The sequence below is a fragment of the Trichococcus sp. K1Tr genome (assembly GCF_028309625.1).
Classification (GTDB): Bacteria; Bacillota; Bacilli; order Lactobacillales; family Aerococcaceae; genus Trichococcus.
Genome location: NZ_JAQMHR010000001.1, coordinates 207,825 through 232,947 on the forward strand (window position 1 = coordinate 207,825; position 25,123 = coordinate 232,947).

19 protein-coding genes are annotated in these 25,123 nt (G+C 46.3%); 3 read left to right on the forward strand and 16 right to left on the reverse strand.

Annotation, left to right across the window (positions count from 1 at the left end; genetic code table 11):
* Nucleotides 1-21 precede the first annotated feature (21 nt).
* From pyrR to lspA, 3 genes are all read right to left on the reverse strand, one after another.
* Entirely contained in the window at nucleotides 22-561 is a 540-nt protein-coding gene (gene pyrR / locus PH235_RS01030) for a bifunctional pyr operon transcriptional regulator/uracil phosphoribosyltransferase PyrR (RefSeq protein ID WP_086627932.1), read from the reverse strand.
* 173 nt (nucleotides 562-734) lie between these two features.
* Nucleotides 735-1,640, reverse strand: coding sequence for an RluA family pseudouridine synthase (locus tag PH235_RS01035; RefSeq protein WP_086627933.1), 906 nt, complete (start codon nucleotides 1,638-1,640; stop codon nucleotides 735-737).
* 12 nt (nucleotides 1,641-1,652) lie between these two features.
* The gene (gene lspA / locus PH235_RS01040; RefSeq protein WP_107995266.1) at nucleotides 1,653-2,132 is read right to left on the reverse strand and encodes a signal peptidase II; all 480 of its coding nucleotides are present in this window, start codon (nucleotides 2,130-2,132) and stop codon (nucleotides 1,653-1,655) included.
* Nucleotides 2,133-2,402: 270 nt separating this feature from the next.
* Between lspA and PH235_RS01045 the strand changes: the two genes are divergently transcribed.
* Nucleotides 2,403-3,782, forward strand: a complete 1,380-nt coding sequence (locus tag PH235_RS01045; protein ID WP_272160639.1) for a polysaccharide deacetylase family protein — start codon at nucleotides 2,403-2,405, stop codon at nucleotides 3,780-3,782.
* Nucleotides 3,782-5,023, forward strand: a complete 1,242-nt coding sequence (locus PH235_RS01050; RefSeq protein ID WP_272160640.1) for a putative glycoside hydrolase — start codon at nucleotides 3,782-3,784, stop codon at nucleotides 5,021-5,023. The genes PH235_RS01045 and PH235_RS01050 overlap by 1 nt, the downstream gene beginning before the upstream one ends.
* A 66-nt stretch (nucleotides 5,024-5,089) precedes the next feature.
* Here the strand turns inward: PH235_RS01050 and PH235_RS01055 are convergent, their stop codons facing one another.
* From PH235_RS01055 to PH235_RS01085, 7 genes are all read right to left on the reverse strand, one after another.
* Nucleotides 5,090-5,722 (reverse strand): copper homeostasis protein CutC, encoded by a 633-nt coding sequence (locus PH235_RS01055; RefSeq protein WP_272160641.1) that lies wholly within the window; start codon nucleotides 5,720-5,722, stop codon nucleotides 5,090-5,092.
* A 94-nt stretch (nucleotides 5,723-5,816) separates the two neighbouring features.
* A complete protein-coding gene (locus tag PH235_RS01060; RefSeq protein WP_272160642.1) occupies nucleotides 5,817-6,314 on the reverse strand; it encodes a mannose/fructose/sorbose PTS transporter subunit IIB in 498 nt (165 codons plus the stop codon).
* 71 nt (nucleotides 6,315-6,385) lie between these two features.
* Complete coding sequence (locus PH235_RS01065; RefSeq protein WP_272160643.1) at nucleotides 6,386-6,766, reverse strand: DUF956 family protein; 381 nt, start codon at nucleotides 6,764-6,766, stop codon at nucleotides 6,386-6,388.
* A 127-nt stretch (nucleotides 6,767-6,893) separates the two neighbouring features.
* On the reverse strand, nucleotides 6,894-7,820 hold the full coding sequence (locus tag PH235_RS01070) for a PTS system mannose/fructose/sorbose family transporter subunit IID (RefSeq protein WP_272160644.1): 927 nt from the start codon (nucleotides 7,818-7,820) through the stop codon (nucleotides 6,894-6,896).
* A gap of 17 nt (nucleotides 7,821-7,837) precedes the next feature.
* Nucleotides 7,838-8,638, reverse strand: a complete 801-nt coding sequence (locus PH235_RS01075; protein ID WP_106449545.1) for a PTS mannose/fructose/sorbose transporter subunit IIC — start codon at nucleotides 8,636-8,638, stop codon at nucleotides 7,838-7,840.
* Between the two features lie 21 nt (nucleotides 8,639-8,659).
* Nucleotides 8,660-9,646: a mannose/fructose/sorbose PTS transporter subunit IIA gene (locus PH235_RS01080; RefSeq protein ID WP_272160645.1), complete on the reverse strand. Its 987-nt coding sequence runs from the start codon at nucleotides 9,644-9,646 to the stop codon at nucleotides 8,660-8,662.
* Between the two features lie 208 nt (nucleotides 9,647-9,854).
* On the reverse strand, nucleotides 9,855-12,731 hold the full coding sequence (locus tag PH235_RS01085; protein ID WP_272160646.1) for a sigma 54-interacting transcriptional regulator: 2,877 nt from the start codon (nucleotides 12,729-12,731) through the stop codon (nucleotides 9,855-9,857).
* Nucleotides 12,732-12,971: 240 nt separating this feature from the next.
* On the opposite strand from PH235_RS01085, the gene PH235_RS01090 reads away from it, so the two are divergent.
* Nucleotides 12,972-13,433 (forward strand): DUF2798 domain-containing protein, encoded by a 462-nt coding sequence (locus tag PH235_RS01090; protein ID WP_272160647.1) that lies wholly within the window; start codon nucleotides 12,972-12,974, stop codon nucleotides 13,431-13,433.
* An 86-nt stretch (nucleotides 13,434-13,519) separates the two neighbouring features.
* On the opposite strand, the gene addA is transcribed toward PH235_RS01090, so the two are convergent.
* The 6 genes from addA to PH235_RS01120 all read right to left on the reverse strand — a co-directional run bounded on the left by addA (nucleotide 13,520) and on the right by PH235_RS01120 (nucleotide 25,123).
* Nucleotides 13,520-17,332: a helicase-exonuclease AddAB subunit AddA gene (gene addA / locus PH235_RS01095; RefSeq protein WP_334223626.1), complete on the reverse strand. Its 3,813-nt coding sequence runs from the start codon at nucleotides 17,330-17,332 to the stop codon at nucleotides 13,520-13,522.
* Complete coding sequence (locus PH235_RS01100; protein ID WP_272160648.1) at nucleotides 17,329-20,964, reverse strand: PD-(D/E)XK nuclease family protein; 3,636 nt, start codon at nucleotides 20,962-20,964, stop codon at nucleotides 17,329-17,331. Before PH235_RS01100 ends, addA begins: the two co-directional genes overlap by 4 nt.
* A gap of 140 nt (nucleotides 20,965-21,104) precedes the next feature.
* Entirely contained in the window at nucleotides 21,105-22,370 is a 1,266-nt protein-coding gene (gene dcm, locus PH235_RS01105) for a DNA (cytosine-5-)-methyltransferase (RefSeq protein WP_272160649.1), read from the reverse strand.
* Nucleotides 22,371-22,438: 68 nt separating this feature from the next.
* Nucleotides 22,439-23,485, reverse strand: a complete 1,047-nt coding sequence (locus tag PH235_RS01110) for a restriction endonuclease PLD domain-containing protein (protein ID WP_272160650.1) — start codon at nucleotides 23,483-23,485, stop codon at nucleotides 22,439-22,441.
* 3 nt (nucleotides 23,486-23,488) lie between these two features.
* A complete protein-coding gene (locus PH235_RS01115) occupies nucleotides 23,489-24,187 on the reverse strand; it encodes a hypothetical protein (RefSeq protein WP_272160651.1) in 699 nt (232 codons plus the stop codon).
* A gap of 12 nt (nucleotides 24,188-24,199) precedes the next feature.
* Nucleotides 24,200-25,123, reverse strand: coding sequence for a hypothetical protein (locus PH235_RS01120; protein ID WP_272160652.1), 924 nt, complete (start codon nucleotides 25,121-25,123; stop codon nucleotides 24,200-24,202).

Sequence of the window (25,123 nt, forward strand, 5' to 3'; positions counted from 1 at the left end):
AAGAATCACCGACCTATTTTTTTATGCTCTGATCAATGTAACTTTTTCGATGCCGTCGACTTCATCCAAACGGACGGAAATCTGTTCTGCCTGGGATGTCGGAATGTTCTTGCCGACATAATCTGCTTTGATCGGCAATTCCCGGTGTCCTCTGTCGATCAGGACTGCGACCGTGATCCGTTTCGCTCTCCCGAGATCCATCACTGCATCCATGCCTGCCCTGATCGTGCGGGCGGTGAACAGCACATCATCCACCAGCACGACATGCTTGCCGGTAACCGAAAACGGAATGTTCGTTTCGTGCAGCACCGGGTTGGCATTCGTATCGCGGTGCACATCATCGCGGTACAGCGTGATGTCCAATTCCCCCACCGGAACCTCGACACCTTCAAAATCTTTGATCCGTTCAGCGATGCGCTGGGCCAGGTAAATGCCGCGCGTCTTGATGCCAACCAAAATCAGATTCTTTGTACCATCGTTCTTTTCCAATATTTCATGTGTGATGCGGGTCAGCGCGCGTTTCATTGTCTGGGCATCCATGATTTCAATTTCTTCTGCCATGTCCACTACTCCTTCATCGTCAAAATGAAAAAAAATACCCTTATGCATGTGGGCATAAGGGTACAGTCACGTGACGCTATACAAAATGTGATGCACCTTTTAGCCTCTCTGGACTATTTTAAAGGTTCCTTCAATATTACTGTAATGATAACCAATAGCGCCGTTGCTGTCAATCAGTTTTTGCGCAGCTCCGCCAATTTTTCGCTGTAGAAATCCGGCAATGGTGCTTCGAAGCGCATTTCCTTGCCCGTCGTCGGGTGGATGAAGCCCAAAGTCGCCGCATGCAAATATTGTCCATGGCCGCTGAGCGTTTCAGCCGGTCCGTACATAGGGTCTCCGGCAACTGGATGGCCAATGTATTTCATATGGACACGGATTTGGTGCGTACGGCCGGTTTCAAGGTGCAATTTCAGCAAAGTGAAGTCACGGAAACGCTCGATGACATCAAAATGCGTCACTGCCTTTTTGCCGCCGTCAGCAACTGTGCGTTTTTTGCGGTCGATCATCATCCGGGCGATTGGCGCATCGATAGTGCCGTCATCGTGCGGGATCACACCATGGACCAAAGCAAGATAGGCACGCTCCATCGTGTGGTTCTCCAACTGCTCCGCCAATTTCTGGTGGGCTTCGTTCGTCTTAGCGACGACCAATAAACCGGATGTATCCATATCGATGCGGTGAACGATTCCCGGACGGATATTAGCCGTGCCATCGGACAGGGAGTTTACGTGAAACAACAAGCCATTGACCAGGGTGCCGGAAAGATGCCCTTTGGATGGATGCACAACCATACCTGACGGCTTATTGACGACCAATAGCGCCTCGTCTTCGTAGATGACATCCAATGCAATATCCTCTGGCGTGACGTTGATCTGCTCCGGTTCCGGAATCGTCAATTCCAGAAGATCCCCTTCTTGGACCTTATAATTCGATTTGACGGGTTTATCGTTCACCATCAGATTGCCGTCTTTGACCCATGCCTGAATCTGCGAGCGGCTTGTGCCGGTCATGAAATCCGCCAAGATCTTATCGATTCTACCGGTTTGACCATCAATATTAAAAACGATTTTTTCTGTCATTTGAATCCCACTTTACTTTAGCTTATTTTTTGAACTTATTTTTTCTTCTTCCTCTTCCATGAAAAGGATATAGATCGTCATCAGGATGACGCCTATCGTCAAACAGACATCAGCCACATTAAAAATCGGAAAATCGATAAAATCCAGGCGGAACATATCCACCACATATCCCAAACGCATCCGATCGATGAAATTGCCGAGAGCACCGCTCAAAAGGAAAGCGTAACTGATGCCCACGATTTTTTTGTCGAAGCCTTGCTTGTGTGCATTATAGACCATCGCGCCCACAACAACTACGGTAATGATGAAGAAAAAGAACATTCTTCCTTCAAAAATCCCCCAGGCAGCGCCCTCGTTCTGAATGTAGAACAGGGACAAAATGCCCGGCAGCACTTCCTTTACTTCGTGCAATGCAAAATTATTTACGATGGCAATTTTGCTCCATTGGTCCAGGACCAACAGCAAGATGGCCAATATATAATAGATAATCATCCGATAGCCTCACTTATTCTGAAATTAACGTTTTTCCGTATCTTTTGCCTCTATCTATTGTAAACTAATTTTCAAAATTGTATAGTCATTGATTCCGGCATTTCCGCTTGAAGCCTTATTTGCCTTACACATCAGGTAAGTTGTGACTATCATTTTAATGTATCTTTAACAATTTTCTGCATATAGCGCAATCGACCTTGATAAAGAATCCTCATTTTCGGTATAATGAAGATTGTATTGTTATATATCACGTAATAAAGGAGCTTGTTTATGTTGAGAGGTAAGAAGATTGCATTAGTTTTTACCAGTGCACTGGTATTGTCAGCCTGCGCAGATCAAGTGAAAGAAACGACAGAAACAATCACCCAGATCAGAACCGAAGAAACCGAAATTGTTGCCCAATTGAATGAGCTGCAACAATTGGAGACCGCATTACAGAAAACATTTGACGAATCGCTGGCCAGCGATGAAGAATTGAAGACTTTCAAAGACGGATCGGCAGCCGTGTTCAGCAACCTGGAAGAACGCCGCACTTTAGCCGATTCGATTGAAAGCGCTTTGGAGGGATTGGCCGAAACGAAAGCCGACTTTGTTGCCTTCGACGAAGAGACCTTGCCGCTGGATCAGATGCAGGCAATCGGCGAAACGTTGGATTTGTTCAGCGAAAATTCGTTGACTTACTTGGCTGCCTATAGAGACAGCTTGGACAAGGAAGAAGAACTGTTGACCGGCTTCGGAGCAGATGATGCCACTTTTGATACGTTCTTTGCAGGCATCGAAGCGATCAATCTTAGCGCCGAAACAAACCAAGCCAACCTCGCTCCAGTCGCTGAGAATTTGACGACATTGGATGCGCAATTGATTGAATTGGAAGCAGCCATCGCCGCAATCGGTACGGAAAGAAGTGCAGAAGCCGATTCTTCTGCCGGCACTGCGGAATCCTCTGAGGCTGCCGCTGCAGAAACGCCAGCAAAAAAAGCAGAGCCCGTCAGCTATGAATACCGCATCAATCCAGAGATTTCCACTGTCCAACCGATTGCTGAGGACGGCAACACGCAGGTCGCTTTGTTGACTTTTGATGATGCGCCGCAGCAACCGAACAGCTATACCGTGGAAATTGCCGAAACCGTCAAATCGAAAGAGGCAAATGCCATTTTCTTCGTGATGGGGCAATTCCTTACGAACGAACAAGCGCGCGAAGACATCAAGACCGTCTATGATATGGGCTTCGAAATCGGAAACCATTCCTATTCGCATCCCGATTTCCAATCTTTGACCTACGATGAGCAACTGGAAGAGATCAAATCAACGAATGACCTGATCGAAGAGATCACCGGCGAGCGTCCGCGCTTCCTGCGCGCGCCTTACGGACAGTACAATGACGACACCATCGCAATCGCCGCAGCGGAAGGCATGACGATCATGAACTGGACCTACGGCTATGATTGGGTGGAGGAATTCATGGAAGGCACTGCTTTAGCCGACGTCATGGTGAACTCGCAGTACCTGGGAGACGGCGCGAACTTGCTGATGCATGATCGCCCATGGACAAACGACGCGATCGGCGCCATCATCGATGGCCTGCGCGCGAAAGATATCACAATCGTGGACCCGAACGTAATCGAATCGCCTGAACGGGAGGAAATGTAATGATGACATATTTTAAACAGACACTCGCTGCCGCCAGTTTATTGTTTTTCCTATCAGGCACGACAGTTGCATCGGCCAGCGAAACCGAAAGCTCAGTTTCCAGCGATAGCGCTACTGCAGAAACGACAGTAGCCACTAGCACGCTTACACTGCGCCAAGGTGCCCTTTTGAAGACACCTACCGCCAAGGAACTGCCGAAGAAATTCTTCTACGACAGCGGCGTCGAAATCGCCTATCCGGCTGACGGCGTCAAAGGGATCTATGTGACGGCCTACTCGGTCGGCTATGAAGAAAAATTCAACAAACTAGTCGATTACGTCGATTCGAACGATCTGAACGCGATGGTCATCGACATCAAGGATGATATGGGCGTCGTGACGGCGGATTTCAACTCCGCTGATTCGCATATTCAAGAAAACACGGAAGAGTATATCCCAGATGTCCATGAACTGATGGACGTGATGGAAGAGAAACAGATCTATCCGATCGCTCGAATCGTTACCTTCAAGGACACCTTGTTGGCAAACGAACAACCTGAAATGTCATTCACCAACAGCAACGGCAGCGTTTGGAAAGCTTCCAACGGTGAATCATTCATCAACCCGTTCCTGAAGCAGACTTGGGATTATGCAGTCAATGTCGGAATAGAAGCCGCTAAAGTCGGATTTAAGGAAATCCAGTTCGACTATGTCCGTTTCCCGGAAGGCTTTGAAGTCTGGGGAGACACACTGAATTACGACATGGGCGAATACGCGGATCTTGATATGACCGACGACGAAAAACGCGTGAAGGCCATCACCGACTTCACCGCTTATGCGAAAGAAAAACTGATGCCTTACGGCGTGGATGTATCCGTTGATATCTTCGGCTATACCGCTTCTGTCGTCGAAGCATCGGGCATTGGCCAGAACTTCCCGCAGATTTCCGAGAATGTCGATGTCATCTCGTCGATGATCTACCCGAGTCACTGGGGCACCGATTACTTCGGCATCTACAAACCGGATCTGTACCCGTATGAACTGGTCGCCGAATACATAAAGGTCGAAAATGAGTTGCTTGCAACCCTTGAGACACCGCCTACTAGCCGACCATGGTTGCAGGACTTCACCGCTTCCTATCTAGGGTCCGGGTTCTACCAAACCTACGGCAAAGCGCAAGTCGATGCACAGGTTCAGGCGTTAGCCGATGCCGGCGTCAACGAGTTCCTGTTGTGGAATGCGCTGAATAACTACACTTACTAAAAATGCATAACAAAAAGCTCGGCCGGGAAATTTTCCGGGCCGAGCTTTTTTGCCTTTGATAGATTCCTAAACAATTCGTGTCCCGTGTACTTCGGTGAATTCCAAAACCTTTTCAAGGTCAGCGAGATTGTCTTTCGTAATGCCGCCACCCGGCATGATCGTAATCTCAGGACTGATTTTCGCAAGTTCGGCAATGTGGGCTGCATTATCGAAAATCGTGTTTTCTGTTGGACCGCCATGCGTCAAAATCCGTGTAAAACCAATTTCTCCCAACCATAATAATGCGTCTCTTTGCTTCTCTTCCGGTATTTGATCAAATGCCATATGGAAAGCAAGCTCGGTTCCATTATCGCTGGCCAGCTTGGCGAGTTCTTCCAAAAATGGTTTATCCAATTCGTTGGCTGCGGTTAAAGCTCCTACCGCAATACCATTGGCATGCAAGGCTATTATTTCTTCTAAATCACGCATCATGATGGCTTTTTCCATAATGGAATAAACAAAATCTCCGCCTCGTGGCCGCAGTATCACGATGATGGACACAGCTTTGTCGGAACAATACTCCGTCGCAATTTTGATGACGCCAATGCTGGGTGTCGTTCCCCCTACTGCCAAGTTGTCACACAATTCAATCCGTTTAGCCCCGCGTTCGATGACTCCTGGGATGTTCGTAAAATTTTCTACACATGCTTCTTTTAGCATTCTGTCACCTCATGGATAGTATACCGTTCCGTCTAAAAATAAAGAAGGCACAAGGCGCTGTTCCATTCGCTTTGTGTCTTCTTTTAATATGGGCTCACACTAATCCTTCTTTTTTCAGCACTTGCATGAGATCTACTTTATTGTCAGCGACGACCTTCCGGATATCCAAGTGGATGCCCTTATAGTTCAAGTACTCAAAAGCCTGAATATCGCGTTTATCGACCGCTACTGCGTTTGTGATCATCTTCTTACCATCCGAATAGCTCATGCTGCCGATATTGACGGAATCAATTTGAACGCCACTTTGCACGATTCGTGCGATATCGGTAGGATTCGTAAACAAGAGCATCGCGCGGAATTGATTGTGTGTATCATCAAAGTAAATTTCGATAAATTTTTCTACCGGAATCACATTGACCTTTACACCTGGTGGAGCGACCTGACGCAAGAGCGTCTTTCGCAGATGATCCTGCGCCACCTTATCACTGATGACAATAATCCGCTCTGCTTTGCTTTGCTTTGTCCACACGGTTGCCACCTGTCCATGAATCAAACGGTCGTCGATTCGGACTAATCGAATATCCATTACCACCTTAGAACCTCCTTAAATCGCTCATCCAGCAACCGTCCACCGTATGCATCTTAGTTAATTGCCGCCGCAATTCAGGATGCTTTCTTTTTGAACATTTGCTTGAAGGCATTCTTCAAAACATCGAAGAAACCCAATGATTGAACCATGTGATCTGGACTAACGTAGATGCGGATCGCACGTAACACGTCCTTGGGATTTTTGGCTGAAAAAGTATACGTACCATCTTTCTTTGTTTGAAGCGCAAACCGTGGAATCCATTTTCCTTTGAACATCACGGATGCCAAGACATAATCGACCTCTTCCCAAGGGATTTGAATGAACTTTCGGGGGTCACGATGATGATAAAACTCAAACGCTTTATCTCCGATCATAATTTTCCCATAGTCCGTCAACCCCATATAAGAAGTACCATCCACTGCCATATCAACCTTTGCATTCAGGGATTCAACCATTGCATATGCCCCTCTCTCTTTTCGTCTGGTTTGAGTATAATATACACTCTTTGCTTTTTACAAGAAAAACAAGGCTCAGGCTGGTTTGCCTGAGCCTCATAATCGTCATTTTTGATGCATTCGGGAATTATAGCAATCCGATCAAGCGTCCGCCGATACCAACAACGAACAGTCCAAGAATGATCACGATTGGAGAAACTTTCTTCTTCAACAACCACATGCAAAGGAATGTCAACAGCAACGCTGCCAAGCCAGGGATCAATTGATCCAAGTTATTTTGCAAGGTTGTAACTTTTGTGTCGGTCAGTGACAAGCCAGAAGTATACTGTGTCAGGGCTTCCTGGATACCGGCAGTGCCAGTAGGCAGGTTTTCCCAGTCGATAAATGCGCCTTCTGAAAGTTTCACTGAAGAAACGGTTGGAGCAAACGAGATGGATACCCAACGTTGCACCAAGGCAGCCAATACGAACATCCCAAGAATGGAAGCTCCTTTTGTCAAATCCTGCAGTATTCCGCCAGACAAATCCTCAGTGATCTTTGATCCAGCCTTATAACCGAATTCTTGGGTATACCACATGAATCCCCAGCGGATAGCGTTCCATGCAACAAAGAATAAGATAGGTCCTAAGATGTTTCCTGTTAAGGCCAAGGATGCACCTAAAGCCCCCAGAATTGGACGGACTGTAAACCAGAACACTGGGTCACCAACACCGGCAAGAGGTCCCATCATTCCGACCTTCACACCTTGAATCGTAACATCATCCACTGGAGCTCCGTTTGCGCGTTCTTCTTCTAGAGCCAGCGTTACTCCTAATACTGGAGATGCCACATATGGATGTGTATTGAAGAATTCCAAGTGGCGTTTCAATGCTAGGACGCGATCTTCTTTTTCTGGATAAAGTTTCTTGATTGCTGGAATCATTGCGAAAGCCCAGCCACCGTTTTGCATCCGCTCATAGTTCCATGATCCTTGAATGAAGGTGGAACGCCAAGCAACTGCTAATCGATCTTTTTTAGTTAATACGAATTTTTTATCTACCGTATTTTGTGCCATGTTTGCAGTCTCCTTTCCTAATAGTCGTTGAGTATTGAATCAAGTGGATCGCCAGTATTGCCAGAACCGCCATTACCGGAACCGCCCATTTTAGAAAGGTTCAAGTAGATCAAGGCCATTGCAACACCTAGGGCTCCTAATGCGATCAACGTCAATTGAGATACAGCGGCAACAACGAAACCAATGATGAAGAATGGCCATACTTCTTTGGTGGCCATCATATTGATTACCATTGCATAACCAACGGCTACGACCATACCGCCACCGATTGCCATTCCATCAGTCAACCAACCCGGCATTGCTTCCAACCCAGAACGGACAGCGTCTGCAGGGATGAACAGTAGCAAGGCAGCAGGAATTGCGATACGCAAACCTTGCATAGCAATAGCCCCAATTTGAAGCCATTCAATCTTGCGATAGTCGCCTTGTTCTGCAGCTGCGTCCATCAAATGAACGATAGGAACAGCGAGCGTACGAACGAACATTGTCAAAACTAATCCAGCTACAGCCAGAGGAATCGCAATGGCGATTGCGGAAGATACGCCATTTACACCTTGTCCACCCAAAACCAAAATAATTGCCGATGCAACAGAAGCAAGTGCTGCGTCAGGAGCTACAGCTGCTCCGATATTTGCCCAACCTAATGCGATCATTTGTAATGATCCGCCAAGAATAATACCAGCTTCAAGATTACCTGTGACAAGTCCGATAAGTGTACATGCAACGAGCGGTTGATGGAATTGGAATTCATCTAAAATGCCTTCCATCCCGGCAAAGAATGCCACGATGATGACTAGAATAATTGAAACGACTGACATAATATACCTCCTCTTTTCTTGTTATGCCTTTGCTAATTCTTCTTTAGCTTTTTTCAGCAACGAATCCATTTTTTCCGATGAATCATTCGGAACTTTCCGGACATCAAATTTAACGCCTTTTGCTTTCAATGTTTCAAATGCTTTCACATCTTCAGGCCCCATTGACAAGACCTTATTTACAACAACCTTGCCGACTGAGTGGGCCATTGACCCGACATTCAATTCCTCAATCTTCACGCCGCCATCAATTACCCGAACGACATCTTGCACATTTTCAAAAAGTAAAAGAGCATGCGTATTCCCAAATCGTGGATCCTTGGCAATTTCAATCATTTTTTTGATTGGAATTACATTGGCTTTAACTCCTGGAGGAGCTGCTTGCACGATCAGGTTTTTCCGTAATTCATCTCTTGAGACATCATCAGAAACCACAATGATTCGATTTGTTCCGGCTGATTTCGCCCACGTTGTTGCCACTTGTCCATGAAGCAACCGTGAATCCAACCGAACCAAAGCTAACTTGATTTTGCCATCGCCCACGACTGTCCCTGCAGGAAGGCTGCCTGTTAGCTGTTGCCCCTTAGAAGCCGCTTCCACTTTCTTTGGCTCTAAACTTTCAGGCTTAGCTCTTACGCCATCCTTCGCTGCTGGAAGAATTTGCGCGGCAATCTTTTGTGCCGACTCACTGCTTAGGCGCGCAGCATACGCTTCGATGACCATTGGAAGGTTCATTCCAGCGATGATTGCCCATGTGTCTTTATGCGCTTCAAAAAGGCTGTTGGCCTGATTGAACGGTGTTCCGCCCCATAAGTCCACTAAGAACAACACTTCCTCTGGGTTGTCAAAAGATGCGATAGCCTCTTGCATCTTTGCTTTGACATCGTCAGGCCCTTCGCTAGGCGCCAAGGTCACTGCTGTGACATTTTCTTGTTCGCCGAAAATCATCGAAGCAGATTGCAGAATGCCTTCAGCGAAATCCCCATGACTTGCTAGGATAATTCCTACCATTTGTATACCTCCTATTGAATGTATTTTATGACTGTTTGGATAAATAGCTTGGTAGGCTATTTGCCAGACACTTAACTATATGCAAAAAGCGTGCCAACTTAGTGTATGGCTCATTCTCTCGGAGAAAAAAATAATAAAAATACACTAAAACCCACAGTGTTTTAGTGTATCGTTTTTATTTATCATTAGTGTATGATACAGTGTATCGTTATTCTTGATAGGCCAGCAGTTGCTGCAGATAGTATACTTCATCTTTCGGCATTTCAATTTGAAAGGTGCCGCTCAGGAGATTTAAGGACTGTTCCAGCTGCTTAAATGTTTCTGTCTGTTCGTTCGTTTCCAACTCTTCTTGCGGCGCGATCAATGTATCTTGGCGCAGTGACCGCTCAAACATTCCCGCGAGGTGCATCAAAAGATTGATTGCTTGGGAATAATTCTCTTCATTCTTCAATAGGGAAGAACTAAACTTCCACAAAGGTTCGATCAGCTTTTGCGGATTCAAGAAAGTAAAGCTTTGCGTCATGTATTCCACGCATATCTGCTTTGCCTTTTCCAATGTCAACTCGCTATCATCATAGGATTCGGACTCTTCCACTAAATAGTCCAATACTTTTTCGGCATCTCCGTTGAAGAAATTTTCCATTGGAATGTAAACGGCATCGATTTTTGGTTTGACGATTCCTGTTGTCGCCAGGATTTCATACTGCTGTTGCAAGTTGACCAGCTGCTCATCCATTTCGATCACCGAGATCGGCAGTACCTCGATTTCCACGTCAAAATATTTCTCTAAATGCTTGTCGATGAGCTCTTTCATCTTTTGCGCGGTTCCTTCACCCGAGGCGCAGATCGCAATGATTGCCTTTTTGCGCTCTAAAGTGTGCCCGTTCTCTTCTCTCGTGGTCACGGTGGTGCCTGCATAACCACGAAAAGATTTGAGCGATCGATAAATTTCATCAAGTGTCGTTTCAACAAGATTCGTCTTGCGCACCGTCTCCAAAACGATTGGGGTCGTGACCATGTCGATCGTTTTGACCTCAATTCCGGTTTTTTCTGTGATTTTTTCCGAAAAGGTCGTCAGCGAGCCCATATCGACCAGCAAAATGACGCCGCTCCCTCGATCGATTTCTTGGACACAATGAATAATTTTTTCGAGGGCCACTTGGGGCTTCATCTCAAGAGGCATATCTACAGCGCGAATATTGTCGACCCCCAACAATGTCGTCACAACCTCCGCCATGCTCGTTGCTGTACTCTTGCCATGGGCTGCAATCACAACACCCACTCGCCCGGTGACCTTGTCTTGCTTTAATGAAACCAGCAACAAAGTCAGATAATAGGTCTCCACCTCAGGGATGTTGATGCCGTATTCTTTTTGCAGCTCCTGTTTCATCCATTTTGCGACCGTAAACTCTTGAGGATAATCTTCCACCATATTTTTGATGCTTGCATGGAGTGTCCGGCTGCTTTCCCCTAATTGAATCCGCTTTAAAAACGAACTGATATGAAGACTCATCGCATAGACGAAATTCCGTTGGATGTGATAATCCAAATGATCTTGCGCATACTCAAACATATCTTTTGCAAAGCGAATAATGCGTTGATCAATGATTTCGGAAAGCTTTTTCTCCGTGTCAAAGGTCAAACCCGTATCACGATAAAAAGACTTCAGATGGACATTGATGTCGGTCGTGATGTAATGGTTAATGGATTCCTTATCTAGCCCCTCTTCCCGCAGCAGCGCGGCCTTATTCCCGATAATTTCATATAAATTATAAGGAAGCTCATAGGAATCGTCTTTCAGCGGGCTCTCCGCTCCTTCATTCGGCACCAACGTCAGCACGGGCTCCAGCATCCGAGTGAGCTCATTCAAGCGTTCGCGATGATTATTCGCCAGATTGAGCAGGCCGTTTTGGATCTCTGGAGTCAGCTCATCCAAGGTAATCGATATTTCACTTGAATTCATATAGTTCAAAAAAGCTCGCGCACAAACAAGCTGGACATTCGATTTCAGCTGCCCGACATTTCCGTAGGTTACGCTGCCGATCAAAGCCTTCACTGCGTCCTGTTTCACATGGATACTTTTTTGGATTCGATTGGCTTCGATCGAGACCATCCGCTTCAACAAATCCACCTGTTCAGCGATTGGACGCTCCGAAAATTGCGGTAATTTAATGACGATCGGGATACGTCGCACAAAGGTCTGGAGCAAACTGGAAGCGGGATCTTCCGTCGTTGCACAAACAAGACGGACATTGACTTTATTGGCTTTATCGGTTTCGCCCAATCGATTATAGGTGCCGTGATCCAGAAGATAAAAAATCATTTCTTGCCCTTCAGGCGGCAGGCGGTGCACTTCGTCCATAAAGAGCATGCCGCCGTCTGCCCGTTGGATCAAGCCGTCCGTCGTTTCCGTCGCTCCTGTAAAAGCACCCTTGCGATAGCCGAACAAATGAGCCATCAATAATTCGGGATTGTGCGCATAGTCGGCACAATTGAACACAACCAGCTCTTTATCAGCTGCAAAAACTTGATTTGCTTGCGCAAAACGAAACATCGCATGAACAAAAAAGGTTTTCCCGCTCCCTGTCGGTCCAGTGATCAAGCAGCTTAACCCCTTAGGCGGATAGAGAATCGCTGCCTTTGCCTGATCAACTTGAGTCCGCATACTGTCTTTTGAACCGATTACATTCGCAAAAACCTCATTATTTGTTTCCCGGCTGCCCGCATGCTTTCCTTCCCGGGTTGCGGGGACACGAGAAATTTCAGAAACAGGGCCGCGTTTTTCGCTGGTTGGCCTTGCTATTGGCTTGGGTTGGTCTTCTTTATATGAGTGCATCTTTTTTTGTGGTCGCTCAGGCCATGCCAAAGAGTGATCCGCATATCTGACCGGTCGACCAGAGGATTTGATCAGTTTTCCCTGACGCACGAGCTCATTTAAGTCGCTGCTTGCATTGGGCCGTTTGATCTCGAGCTGCATCACGACATCCTGAGTCGTCACGCCTTCGTCTCCCTGCTCAAAAGCAGCTTCTGTCCACTCCTGCGAGCGGATTTTGATATACTCGTAGATTCTGTCAATTCGTTTCACCCGGATTCCTCCTTTTACTTCATCACCCTAAAAGTACCATAGTCCCGAAAAAAACGAAAGAGTAAGCTTACGAAAAGTCCTATTTAAAAGAGCCTTTAAGAGGAAGCTCAAAAGACACTTATGCAATAGCCATATAATGATTTCCAAAATACTTAAACTATTTATGAAAATACTTCTTACACGCTTTCTACATTTGTGATACCATGGTTGACGTTGCACAAAAATAGAAGGAGTGTTTATATGCCCACAAACAAAAAAGAAGGAATTATTTTTACAATGATAATGTGCTCTATGATGGTGTTAGGAATGAGCCTTTACAATCTGCAGTTACATGACAATTTAGCTCTTATGCCGCTTGTGGCAGGCTTAGTACCCGGTTTTGTTGTTGCCTTTGTTTTAGACGTATTCATTGTAGGAGTGATCGCAAAGAAAATTGCTTTTCGACTACCCATCAAAAAAGAAAATAAGGTGCAGTTAATTTTGACAATCTCCAGTTTGATGGTTCTAGGGATGGTCACTTTCATGTCATTATTCGGTGTTCTTATGGAAGGCGGCATCCCTGATAATTTATGGGCGGCCTATAGCGAAGCGTGGAAAATGAATGTTATTGTCGCTTTGCCGTTACAATTGTTGGTTGTTGGACCTATTTCTCGGACAATTCTTGGTAATATCCAAGCCAATAGTCAGCTTATTTTGGAATAACCCTTAACGCACGATTGTTGAAAAATCAGAAAAAGGTGGAGTATCCTGGATTTAATCCTTGGATGCTCCACCTTTTTCGGTTTAATTTAAACGGAAATATTCGTATGGTTCGAAAGCAGCGCGATGTATGCCGCACTGACTGGTTTCTGACGGATGGTCTCGAGGCCCTTCTTGTACAGGTTCATCTGGCCGCGGTACTTGTCGACGATGTTCTCGGGCAATACCGGAGCTTGATCGCCCACGAAATCGGTTTTGAAGTCGTAGAGGACGATGTGATCGTCGTACTCGATGAAGCCGTCGATGATACCGTGGATCAGCAGATTGTCAGTTGAGTCTTCCGGCATCTCAGCGAATATCCGACTTGCCGGAATCAGCAACGAGAACGGCATTTCCCGTCTCACTCTGTCGGCATTCGCCTGGATTTCCTGCCCCAAATCGGTTTGGAAGAACAACGCGATCTGTTCCGCGTCCAGCTTCTCCGCAACAGCCTTCTCCAGCAGTCCATCATCTACCAATTCAAGCAACAATTTCGCCACATAGGCTGCGGTGATTTCCTTTTCCAGATCCACGGACTGCATTACAAAGTGGGTCGCTGTACCGATTTCGGCGCTATTCGGCATCACCATCTCCTGCATGAAGCGCGGGCGCGGGAATTCGGGCTCCACATAGCGGGAGACCCGTTTGGTGTCGGAAAGGTCCAGCTTCAGCATATGGCTCTCGTCCGGATCCTCGAACAGCCGCTTGATCTCGGAAACGGACTGGTAGCTGGTGGTCGTCGTTGCCGCTTCATAAGGATATTTCGCCTCCATCAGGGCAACGGCCAGCTTCATCTCTTCAGCCAAAGAATGCTCATGCGCCTCGACTTTCGCCGTCGCCATCTGCTCGATTTCGTCTTTCCACTGCGATTCGTTGATCTCCTCCATGGCGACCGGGATGTAGGACAACAGGTCTTCCTCGCGGAAAGTCTGGATGCTGAAATGCACCGGGTAATGCGTCAGTTCGCCGCGGTACTCCTTATGGAAATGGTCGTTCTCGGCGTCCTCATGACGGTAGAGACACATGCCGAGCCATTTCATCATCGAGCTAGCCTGTAGGCGCAGGTAATCCGGCAGCAGTTTCCCGCTTGTTCCGTCGGCCACTTGCCAATCGGCCCAAAGCTTCTCTTCGGATTTGTAGGAGCCGACCAGGAACAATTTCTGTTCGGCGCGGGTCAGGGCCACATAGAGCTTGCGCATCTCTTCCGCCAACAGTTTCTTTTTCTTTTCAATCGCCAACGCTTGGCGCGCCAAGGAAGGGTACTGGACCCGTTGCTGGACGTCGAAATAATCGGTCCCGAGGCCGTGCGTCTCCGAGAAGATGTATTTGCTTTGGGTATCGCTCAGGTTGAACCGCTTTGACAGATCCATGAGGAAGACGACCGGGAACTCCAGGCCTTTGCTGGCGTGGATAGTCATGACCCTTACGGCATCCTCATCGTCGCTGAAGGAAGTCGGCTCAGCCAAATCCTTGTCGCGCTGCTGGATCTTCTCGATGAAGCGGATGAACTGGAACAGCCCTTTGTAGTTCGTTTCCTCGTACTTCTTGGCCCGCTCATAGAGAGCGTGGAGATTGGCCGTCCGCTGTTTGCCGGCGACCATGCCGCCGACGTAATCGAGGAAGTGGGTGTCGTTGTAGATGGTCCAGATCAGGGTGACGAGACTGCTCCGTCTGGCCGTGTTGCGCCATTCGTGCAATCGTCCCATGAACAGCGCCAGTTTGCTGTGCGCGTCCTTGATTTCCGCAGTCTGGTCGATTTCAGTTGCTTCGCAGATTTTGATGAAATGCTGCACGGCTTCATAGAAATCGCCGTTCTTCTGCTGGATGCGGATCAGCGCCAGCTGCTTCTCGTCCAAACCGACAATTGGCGAACGCAGCACTGCCGCAAGCGGGATATCCTGGCGCGGGTTGTCGATCACCTTCAGCAAGGACAGGATGATCGAAACCTCGGTGCGCTGGAAATAACTCTCCGTGTCGTTCAGGATGAGCGGTATCTGGAAATCCTTGAAGATCTCCAGGATGACAAGGTTGTTCTTCTTCGTCGGCGTCAGCAGCACGATGTCCCGGTAGGAAAGCGGCCGTTCTTCCTTGTTCTTCTTATCGTAGATCAGGAACTTCTCATCAATCAGCGCCTTGATCTTCTGCGCGACCATCGTGACTTCCCCGGCTGTCTTGTCGTCGATCGTCAGGTCGGCTTCGAGATCGTTCTCCGGCGTGAGTGTTTCCTCGCCGTTGTCGGCATCCTCGGACAGGTAGATCAGCAGTTCGGTCTGGTTTAGCTCGCTCTCCGGAAAGGATTTGTTGCCGGCCTGGAGCTTCGCGGCTTCGTCGTAGTCCATCTGGCCGACTTTTTCGTCCATCAATTGCTCGAAGATGAAATTCGTGAAATGAATGACCTCTGCGCGCGATCGGAAGTTTTCCGCCAGAATGATCCGTTCCCCGCCGTTTTTGTCGGCAAAGGCCGCGTATTTGCGCAGAAACAGGCTCGGGTCGGCCAAGCGGAAGGCGTAGATGGACTGTTTGACATCCCCAACCATGAACAGGTTCTCGGTTTCCGGCTGATGCCGCGTCACCCAGTAGAGGATGCTCTCCTGCAGCTGGTTCACGTCCTGGTATTCGTCGATCAGCACTTCTTCGAATTTGTTGCGGTAATAAGCGCTCGCGTCGCTCATCTTGCGCTCCCCGTCCTCGGCGATTGGCGCCAGAATCTGCAGTGTCAGATGCTCCAGGTCATTGAAATCGAGCACATTATCGTCCAATTTCCGTTCCCAATAGGCTTCGGAAAAGCGTTTCGTCACCCGGGCCATCTCTTCGGCATACGGGTGGATTCCCCGCAGGACTTCCTCCTGTTCCGCAAGTGGCCGGTTGAGGTATTGTGCGCTCAATGAGGCGAAATCCTTCTTGTATTTGTCGCGCAGGTTTTTCAGCAGTGCTTTCTGATCCTTCACTTCATCAGGATCGGCCTTCTTGCTGCTTGGCCAACGCGCAAACTGCAGTTGTTCGTTCGCGATCGTGTAGGCCAATTCGTAGTCATCCTGCTGAATAGCTTCCAACAGGCGATCGGCATAGCCCTGCTCGGTTTCGAAAATTTCCCGCTGGGCAGCCGTCTCCACGTTTTGTCCGGCCAGATGCCGAGCTTGATCGATGTCATAGCGGATGCCTTCGATCAGGCTCAGCAGCTGCGGCTTCAGCAATTCCTGATAGAGGACGCTGTTCGTCAACCCGTCTTCGGTGTTGTATAAAGACGGCAAGGAATCCAACCATCGGTAAGGGATCGGATTCGCGCGCGAAAAGTCGTAGAGCGAGAAGATCAGCTTCATCAGATCGTCGTCGCTGCGGTCCTTCGAATAAGCCTTGGCCAGATTCTTGAAGTGCGTATCCGGCTCCCCGTAGAGTTCCTCCTTGACCTCTTCCCAGACGTCCTCCTTCAGCAGCTCGACTTCGATCGTGTCGGCCAACAAGCGGAAAACCGGATCCAGATCGATCAGGTAGAAATAGCGCTGGATGACCTTCAGACAGAAGGCGTGGATCGTCGAGATGTTCGCCTGCGGCATCAGCGAAAGCTGCTTGATCAGGTGCAGGTATTGCTCTAGTGACTGCGCTTCGTTGATGGCGGTCTGGATGGCTCCTGTCATGCGCTCCTTCATTTCCTTGGCGGCGGATTCGGTGAAGGTGACGACGAGAAGTTCATCGACGTTCGTCCCGCCCTTCACTTTTTCGATGATCCGCTGAATCAGAACGGTCGTTTTGCCGGAACCTGCCGAGGCGGAGACGAGGATGTTGTCCCCGGTCTGGTAGATCGATTGCCATTGCGTTTCCGTGAATTTTTCATTGGGTGTGCGTGCCGGTATGCCCGTCATCATTGCTCATCCCCTTCCTCGTTGGTTTCTTGATTATTCCCGGCATGCCCTTCAATTTCTTCCTTGATCTTCGAAAGGACATCTTCCTTGCTCAGTTTGATGTATTTGCGGTAGCGGTTCTCCGGCAAAGTGTTGTCGAACTGCGAGATGGCGCGGTAAGGCCCGCTGACTGTCGGCGTATACGGCCGTTCCTTGATCGGGTCAAGCTTCAGGTCGCCGGACAGGATCTTCTCGCCGGCTTCCACCATATTCGCCCGGTTCTTGGCGATCAGATTGTGGAAATCATCCAGCGTGATCAATTCGTCCTTTTTGCCCAAATTGCCGGCCTTCAGTTTGTTGAAAGGGAAGATTTCCGAAGACTTGCCGCTTTCGACAGACGGATCGATTGTGTCCAAAACGGCCGTGTCGTTCAGCAACAGCCCTTTCAGCTTGTAATCGGTGATGATCGTCTTCTGGTAATCCTCGAGCGTCATGAAGCTGTTCTGCTTGATGAACGGGTTTTTGACGTGCAGATAGAACGCTCCTGCCGGCAAAGTCTTCCCAGCCAGCAGCTTGTCGGCGTTCAGCAAAGCCACGTCCAGATAAGTGATCATCTGCATCGCCAAGCCGTAGTAGGCATCGGAGAAATTGAAACTGTGCGCGCTCGACTTGTAGTCGAGGATGGTCAAGTAATTCTCGTCCCCGGCATTGACCAGATCGATCCGGTCGATCTTTCCGCGGATGTGCAGGGTGCCGCCGTTGTTCAGCGGCATGTCCAATCCGTCCAGCATCTGTTCGCCGCCCATTTGGCCGAAAACCGCTTCGGTGCGGATGTTCTTCAGCGCCGTCCGTCGGCTGTGCTGGTTGAGCACCCAAGCCATTTTCTGGATCGTTTCGCCCAACTGGTCGCGGATGAAGGCCATCCGGTTGGAGGTCCTCAGAATTTTGAATTTTTCGCTCCCATAGAGCTCATCCAGGACGGCATCGGCAATCTGTTTGACCGTCTCCTCACTCAAATCAGCGGTGTCGATGAGCCTGCTCTTCAGCTGGTTGACGATCTTTTCCAAAGCTTCATGGAAAAATTCGCCCGTGCCGGCTGCGGACAGCTCGTATTTCGCCCGTTCCTTGAGCTTCAGGCCGTATTGAAGGAAATGGCTGTACGGATCTTCGAAATAGCGCTCGAGCTGCGAGACCGACAGATACAGGTCTTTTCCGTAAAGCTGTTCGGCGACAGGAGCCGTCAGCTTGCTCGGCACGTTCTTGTGCCAAAGGCTGGCAAAAACCTGCTGCATGATCCGTTTTGCTTTTGGATCCTTAGAGATGTACGCCAAAATATATTTCCACAGCGTCGGCACCGGCTCATTCGTCGTGCGCTGGTGGCGCAACAGATGAACCAGTTGGCTGATGTTCTGTTGTTTGCTGCCGAGGAAGGCAGTCGTATCCTCTGCATCGGCGATGTCCTGGTGCTTGATTTCGACAGGGATCTGCAGCGCATTGGCTACGCGCGACACATAGGGCGAAATCTTCGGCGATTTCTTGCTGTCGTCCGCACTCATCGGATAACTGAAGATGACCTTCTCCGTCCCCGATAGGAAAGCCTGGTAGGCCACATACGGTTCGGCGGCCATCGATTCCGCGGTCGTCGGGTGCAGGTATTTCTCTTCATTATTCAACGAACCGCTGAGCCGCTCGCGGTCCTCTTCCGTAAGCAAAGATTTATTGTCCTTCTGCGCAGGCAAATGGTCCTGGGTCATCCCCATCAGGAAGACCACCTTCGCCGGTTCGAAGCGCGCGCCCTCGATGCTCGAGAAGACGACCTGATCGATGCTCGGCGGCACCAGACTGAAGGTCGCGTTCTGGAAACCGGTCAAAAGGATCTCATGGAAAGCTGCCGCCTGGAAAGGGCTGTCGCCCAAAATCTCGACGTATTCATCCAACAGGTTCAGGAAAACTTTCCAGATCTGTTCCTGTTGCCTTGCTTGGATCAGGTCCCCCTGCGCCAACGCTTCGTCGCGCCAGAAAAGCATCTGTTTGTCAACCTTGGCGGCGATCAGGAAATTGTACAGGTTCCTCGCTGCTTCCCGGCCGGTCTTGGCCTTCGCCATCTTCTGGAAAAACGGCAGCAACAGATCCCTCAGATAATTGCGGACTTCGTTGGAAGTGTCCTGCATCCGTCTGTCCTCGGCGCTCTGGTTGTTGTTGCCGTTCTCGTCCCTGAATGTCGCAAAATACCAATCATCCTTTGAAAGCCAACTGTTGCCTTCATAGCCGTATGCCAGCAAGACATTCTCGATCACATCGACCTGTTCGCGGAAGCGCAGCACGGCTGCCGACGTTTCCTCAAGCCCTTGCGGATTGTCATGGTTGGCCGGCATCAACAGTTCCGTGCGCAGCAAGCGCATAATGTCCGGATAACGCCAATGATGGCGGCGGATGCGGAACAGCGCGTCAATGAAGTCCATGAACGGATGGTGCTTCATGGCGTCCGCTTTGTCGTAGAATACGTCCATCCCGTCCTTGTCGAAGACCGGCTTCACCATCGTTTCGTATTCCTCGACCGTACGCGCCAAAATCAGGATGTCCTTGTAGCGGTAGCCGTCCTCTGCGACCAGTTTTTTGATTTCATTGGCAACGTGGAAAACTTCCGCCTGTTTCGTTTCGCAGCCCCAGACCCGGATAGCTTCCTTCTGATCTGCAGTCAGCTCGAACGAGCCTTGGACTTTGTTGGCTGTGGCATCCGTGGACGCGATCCAATAATTCTCCAGCACCAAAAGCGCATCCTTGTAGCCGTCCGTATCCTTCGCAACCCAATGGTCCTTCATGACCTGAACGCGCAGGCTGCGCGCCAAATGATAGAGCGTGTGGTAGGTCGATCCTGCGGTATAGAACAGCTGATGCATAGCCGGCGGTTCGTCGACGTAAGCTTTGTCCAACGCCAACGTGATCGTTACCTGTTTCGCAGAGCGCAGCAGCGTCGTGACGATCTGCAGCTCGCGGGCCGTGAAACGGTAAAAACCGTCGATGAAGACATAGGTGTTCTGCATATCCAGTGTTTCGATGACGCCTGCCAATGCCTCAAGGATGACTTCCTTCTCGAGGTACTTGTCCAGCAGCGCTTCATTGAAGGCACGGTAAAGCTCCTTCAATTCCGTCAGCTTCAGCTGGAAATCGGCCTCGTTGCCGGATTCGGCTTGGTTCGCCAGGATCCCCTGCAGGTCATCCTCTTCGATGCGGCCGCTGCGCAGCTCCAGAAACAGATCAGTCAGCTGCTTGATAAAGCCTTCTTTGTTGGCTTCCCGGCGGAAAAGGATCAGTTCCTGCTCCTTCTCCATCAAAATCTTCCGCACCAGCATGCTGAGGCCGGCTTCCGACAATTGCTGCTGTTGGAAGATCGGCGACTTCTTCAGCAAATACCACGCCAAACGGCTGAAACTGAACGTCTGCAGATTCATCGACCCCATCATGTCCTGATCGCGGAAAGCCTCGAATTCCCATAGCTTTTCCAGGATCGACATCTCCGCCTCGAACTTCGCGTGCTCCGGAACCAGCACAAATACCTCCGCATCCGGCTCCTCCGTCATGATCCCCGAAATCCGCTCATATATCGCTTGTTTCTTGTCCGCTGATTCCTTGCCTAAAATAAACTGCAACCCCATCGGATCGCCTCCTGTTCGTGTAAGTCAATATGGTTATTTTACCATACAGGGGTGGTGAAACATTGGGTTGAAGGGTAAATAAAAAAAGCGGAAATCCTCAATCAGGATTTCCGCTTTTTATGTTATTGGCACAATTTCTTCTACACACCTATTTTTTCACAGTTCAAAATTTTTTTATCTATAGTATCAATTTGTTTGAAAATCTCTTCCAAGATAGGCACAACTATACTATTACCGGCTAATTTATACAATTTAGAGGGACTCAAAATACTTCTGCTTTTCGTAATTAAGGGGTTATTCTCCAATAATAAGTCATATGATTCTTCATTAAAACCCATTAACAAGAAGCACTCTCTTGGAGTTAGGTTTCTATACTTCGCGCCATCAACCAAATTAATATCTCTGAATTCGATTAGACCTGAGTTAGGATTCCTATCCTGTTTTGTAGTTACAGTATTCGCAATCATGGTATCATTCGACACATTATCTACAGCCAATATTTTATTTGTCTCAAAAATCTTTACTCTTGATGGTGTATAGTTCGGAGTACTTTCAATCGCTTCTCGTTTGTATGTAGCATTAGAATAGTCTAATCTTAAAAATTTTCCAATAGGATGGATCTCGTTATCATCCAAACAAATATTTTCAAGATTATTTTCAAAAAAGTATTCTTCAACTGCATTTCGTTTATTAGTGTCTTCTCCCACTAATACACTCACCATGAATGTTCGTTGTCTATTTTGAGGAATGTGAAAGTTTTTGGAATTTAATGTGTATACCTGATTAATATAACCTAAATTTTCAAGAAAAGACTGCCACATTCTAAAATTGCCTATATTTCGTTTGGATAAAATAGCACTAACATTTTCCATTAATAGAAATTTAGGCATTTTTTTTCCAATGTTGCAATAATCTTTCAACAACCTTTCAATTTGCCACAATAAACCAGATCTATTGTTGGCATCCTTATCTATCCCACTTGAATTATTGTGCCAAAAGCTGCCGATAGATAAATCTTGACAAGGGAATGAGTATGTTAAAACATCTACATCATCAGGAAGTTCTTCTGCTGTTACATTAGAAATATCAATCAAATTATTGGTTCTCTCAATAGAAGCGTATATTGATTTCAACTGTCCCATAGGCATTTTTGTTAGCGCTTCGTTAGACAAGTGCTCTTTGCCATCTGTGCTAATATTAAATTTCAATAATTCTTGGACTAACGAGTCTTTTGTATGGAATCTATAATCTTTTAAATATTGAGGACCGTTGTGCAAAATATCATAAGCATACATTGCACCAACTTCCCACTCCACTATTGCAGGAATATTATGCTCAATTTTTGCATTTTTAAGTGCTTCAGCTTGGCTGCCTATCCCACTAAATGCTTCCACAACATTTAACATAAAATCCCCCCTTTTTTTACTGCTTGAGTCATTATATAACTTTCTTTTCAAAATAAGCAATCGTTTTTCTACTTTACAGAAAAATCCAGTAAAAATTGATCCCCATTTAATTTGTAAAAATCAACTTTGGTTCTGCCATAACCATAAAAATCATCATAAGATATTGCCCTATCTTCCTTTATTCCTAACCTAGTTGAAAAATATTCATAAAAATTCATTCCTTCAACAACTATTAAATATTTTCCGTATTCACCTGCTCGCTTAACTATCCATTCCTTATTATCATCCGAAATTAATTGAATATTGATTCCCCTTGGAAAAAAATCTAATTTACTATCCCCTAGTTTATTAGTCCTATCAATGTCAATGTATGAATTTTCCTTGGTATTATTAGGTCTAGTCCATATATTCAAGGATTTAGATTCCCAATGCGGATCATCTTTAAGCATCAATTCAATGGTTACATGATTGTAAGGCGTTAAACGTAGATTATTCAATAATAGCCTTTTTAAATCCACTTTATTATGAGCATAATCCCTGAAATTCTCAGAAATATTTTGATTATTAACTTTTTTCGGTGATTGCTCTTTAAAATTGATTAATTCATTGTTGCATTCTCTTTCGGAATCTAATGCATTACCTTCTTCATCATACAAAGGAATCTTATTCAATACTTGTTCATCTAAACAAAACATTGACTTTAATAGTACCTCATCTATCAATTTTGAAAAAATATCTATCACTGGGGATAGTATTTCCTTTTGTCCAAAAAAACCTGTTTCAGAGAAATTAGCGGATCCTATAAATGAGACCCCTGGCTCTCCACTAACATACCATTGATAAATTTTCATATGTGTCGGCGGTGATTCTATTTGATAAAAAACTTGAACATTGGCAAATTTCTTACAAATTTCTCTGAAGGCCTGATGATTTTGCATTGATATACCTTGAGTAGCCATCCCAATAATTAAAGTTATTTGATAATCAGGAAAATCATCTGTTACTCTCTTCAAAAATTTAGCTGAAGCATAGCCACTTATTATTTTCAATTGATTAAAGTGTATAGCCGGATCTTCTATGACTCGTTTGTATAAATTTTCTGTATAAAATACCATAACTTAACGCCTCGAGTTTTCAACATCTCTAAAAATGTTGGCTACGTATGTTTCTATTCCGCCTTTGAATAATTCAGGAGATAAGGTTACAGAACGAGCTGTATTCATTATCAATACTCTACGGAATAGCAATCTCGAATCATTTGACCCGTCAACGAACTGACTATATTTTTTCATTATTTCTCTAAAAAGTGCTATATCATATCCTAACCCAGGTCGCTCTACGAGATTCATAATCGTATCGGTGGTGTTATTTTTCAGTATCTCGTGGGTTAATGTTTTATCTTCATTCCAAGATAAGTGCACATACCACCATAAAGTTTTTAGCCAAATTCGCCTGTTGGTTTTGTAAAACCTTTCTTCATTTAGTTCCCAACGACTAAATACAACATCCGGAATTATTTGTATTTGCAAAAAACGCCAAATATCGTCATTTGATGCATCTCTAAATTTAAAATCGAAATGATTATTTAAAATATCGTACATTTCTATTCCAAACGTCAAGTCAAAATTGTATCCCAGCTTGTCGCTAGTATCAAAGCCATTTGCATCAAACACTTCATCTCTAGCACTTATTAATGAATTACGAAGAGTCAAATATTTATCAGAGACTTCAATATTTTTTAATTTATCGATTGTCAATTTATCAAAATCTTGGCGCGCTTTTTCAGAACTATACTTTATTTCATCCCAAATTATCATTGCTTCCTCCTATCACATAAAAAGTGGTTCTATTTTATCACGTAACGAATAATTAATTGCTTCCAAAGAAGCTACGTTGACTTCAAATGTCAGTATCCAATATAAGACAACACTTGCTATGCTACCTGGTATAAATTCTCCGTCCATTTCGAAGTCATTATCATTTACTACTTGAAATATTATTTGAGATATTGCATTTGAGAGGACCTCAACTAATAAATATTGTGACGGTTTAGTCGATTTATATATATAGTCGTACATATGATGTTTACTATTAATTTCAATTCTCACATTGTCCGTGTCAAACGTGTCACTATTGACATCAGTCCAATTAGTAATCACATTCCATAAAGGTTCTCCGCTTTTTTCAACTTCTACAACCGGAAATATTGATCCATCACCATCCACAATAATTTTAAAGGAAATTAGTTCTCCCAATCGTATGCCTGGAATGCTAGCAAACATTGGAATATTCTTTATATTATTAGCAAGATATATAAAAAAGCTAAAAATGACTTCTCCCTTTATCTCTGCAGGCTGAAATACATGCCTGAATTTAACTAAATGGTTTATACTGAATTCAGTAATTGCTACAGTTAACGGAATCGTTGTCTGGAAATTTGAACTTCTACTATATATATGGACACCAATACCAAGCTTTCCTTCATTGGTGGTCACGCCATCAATTCCAAAAAGGGCTTTTGGATTATTAATGACAAATGATCTTTCAACTATCAAATCGTTTGAATTAGGATCCCAAAAGCTATCTGATTTACCCATATAGTAAGACTCAGTATCATCTTGGTTTTCCAATAATATAGGCACCTCGTCATCACCTTCGGTGGAATAGAATGAAGTTTCAAAAGAACTTAACTCTAATTTTTCAAGAGTTGAATGGTTAAGCGTTCGGTACAAAGAAATAATATTATTTGCCAT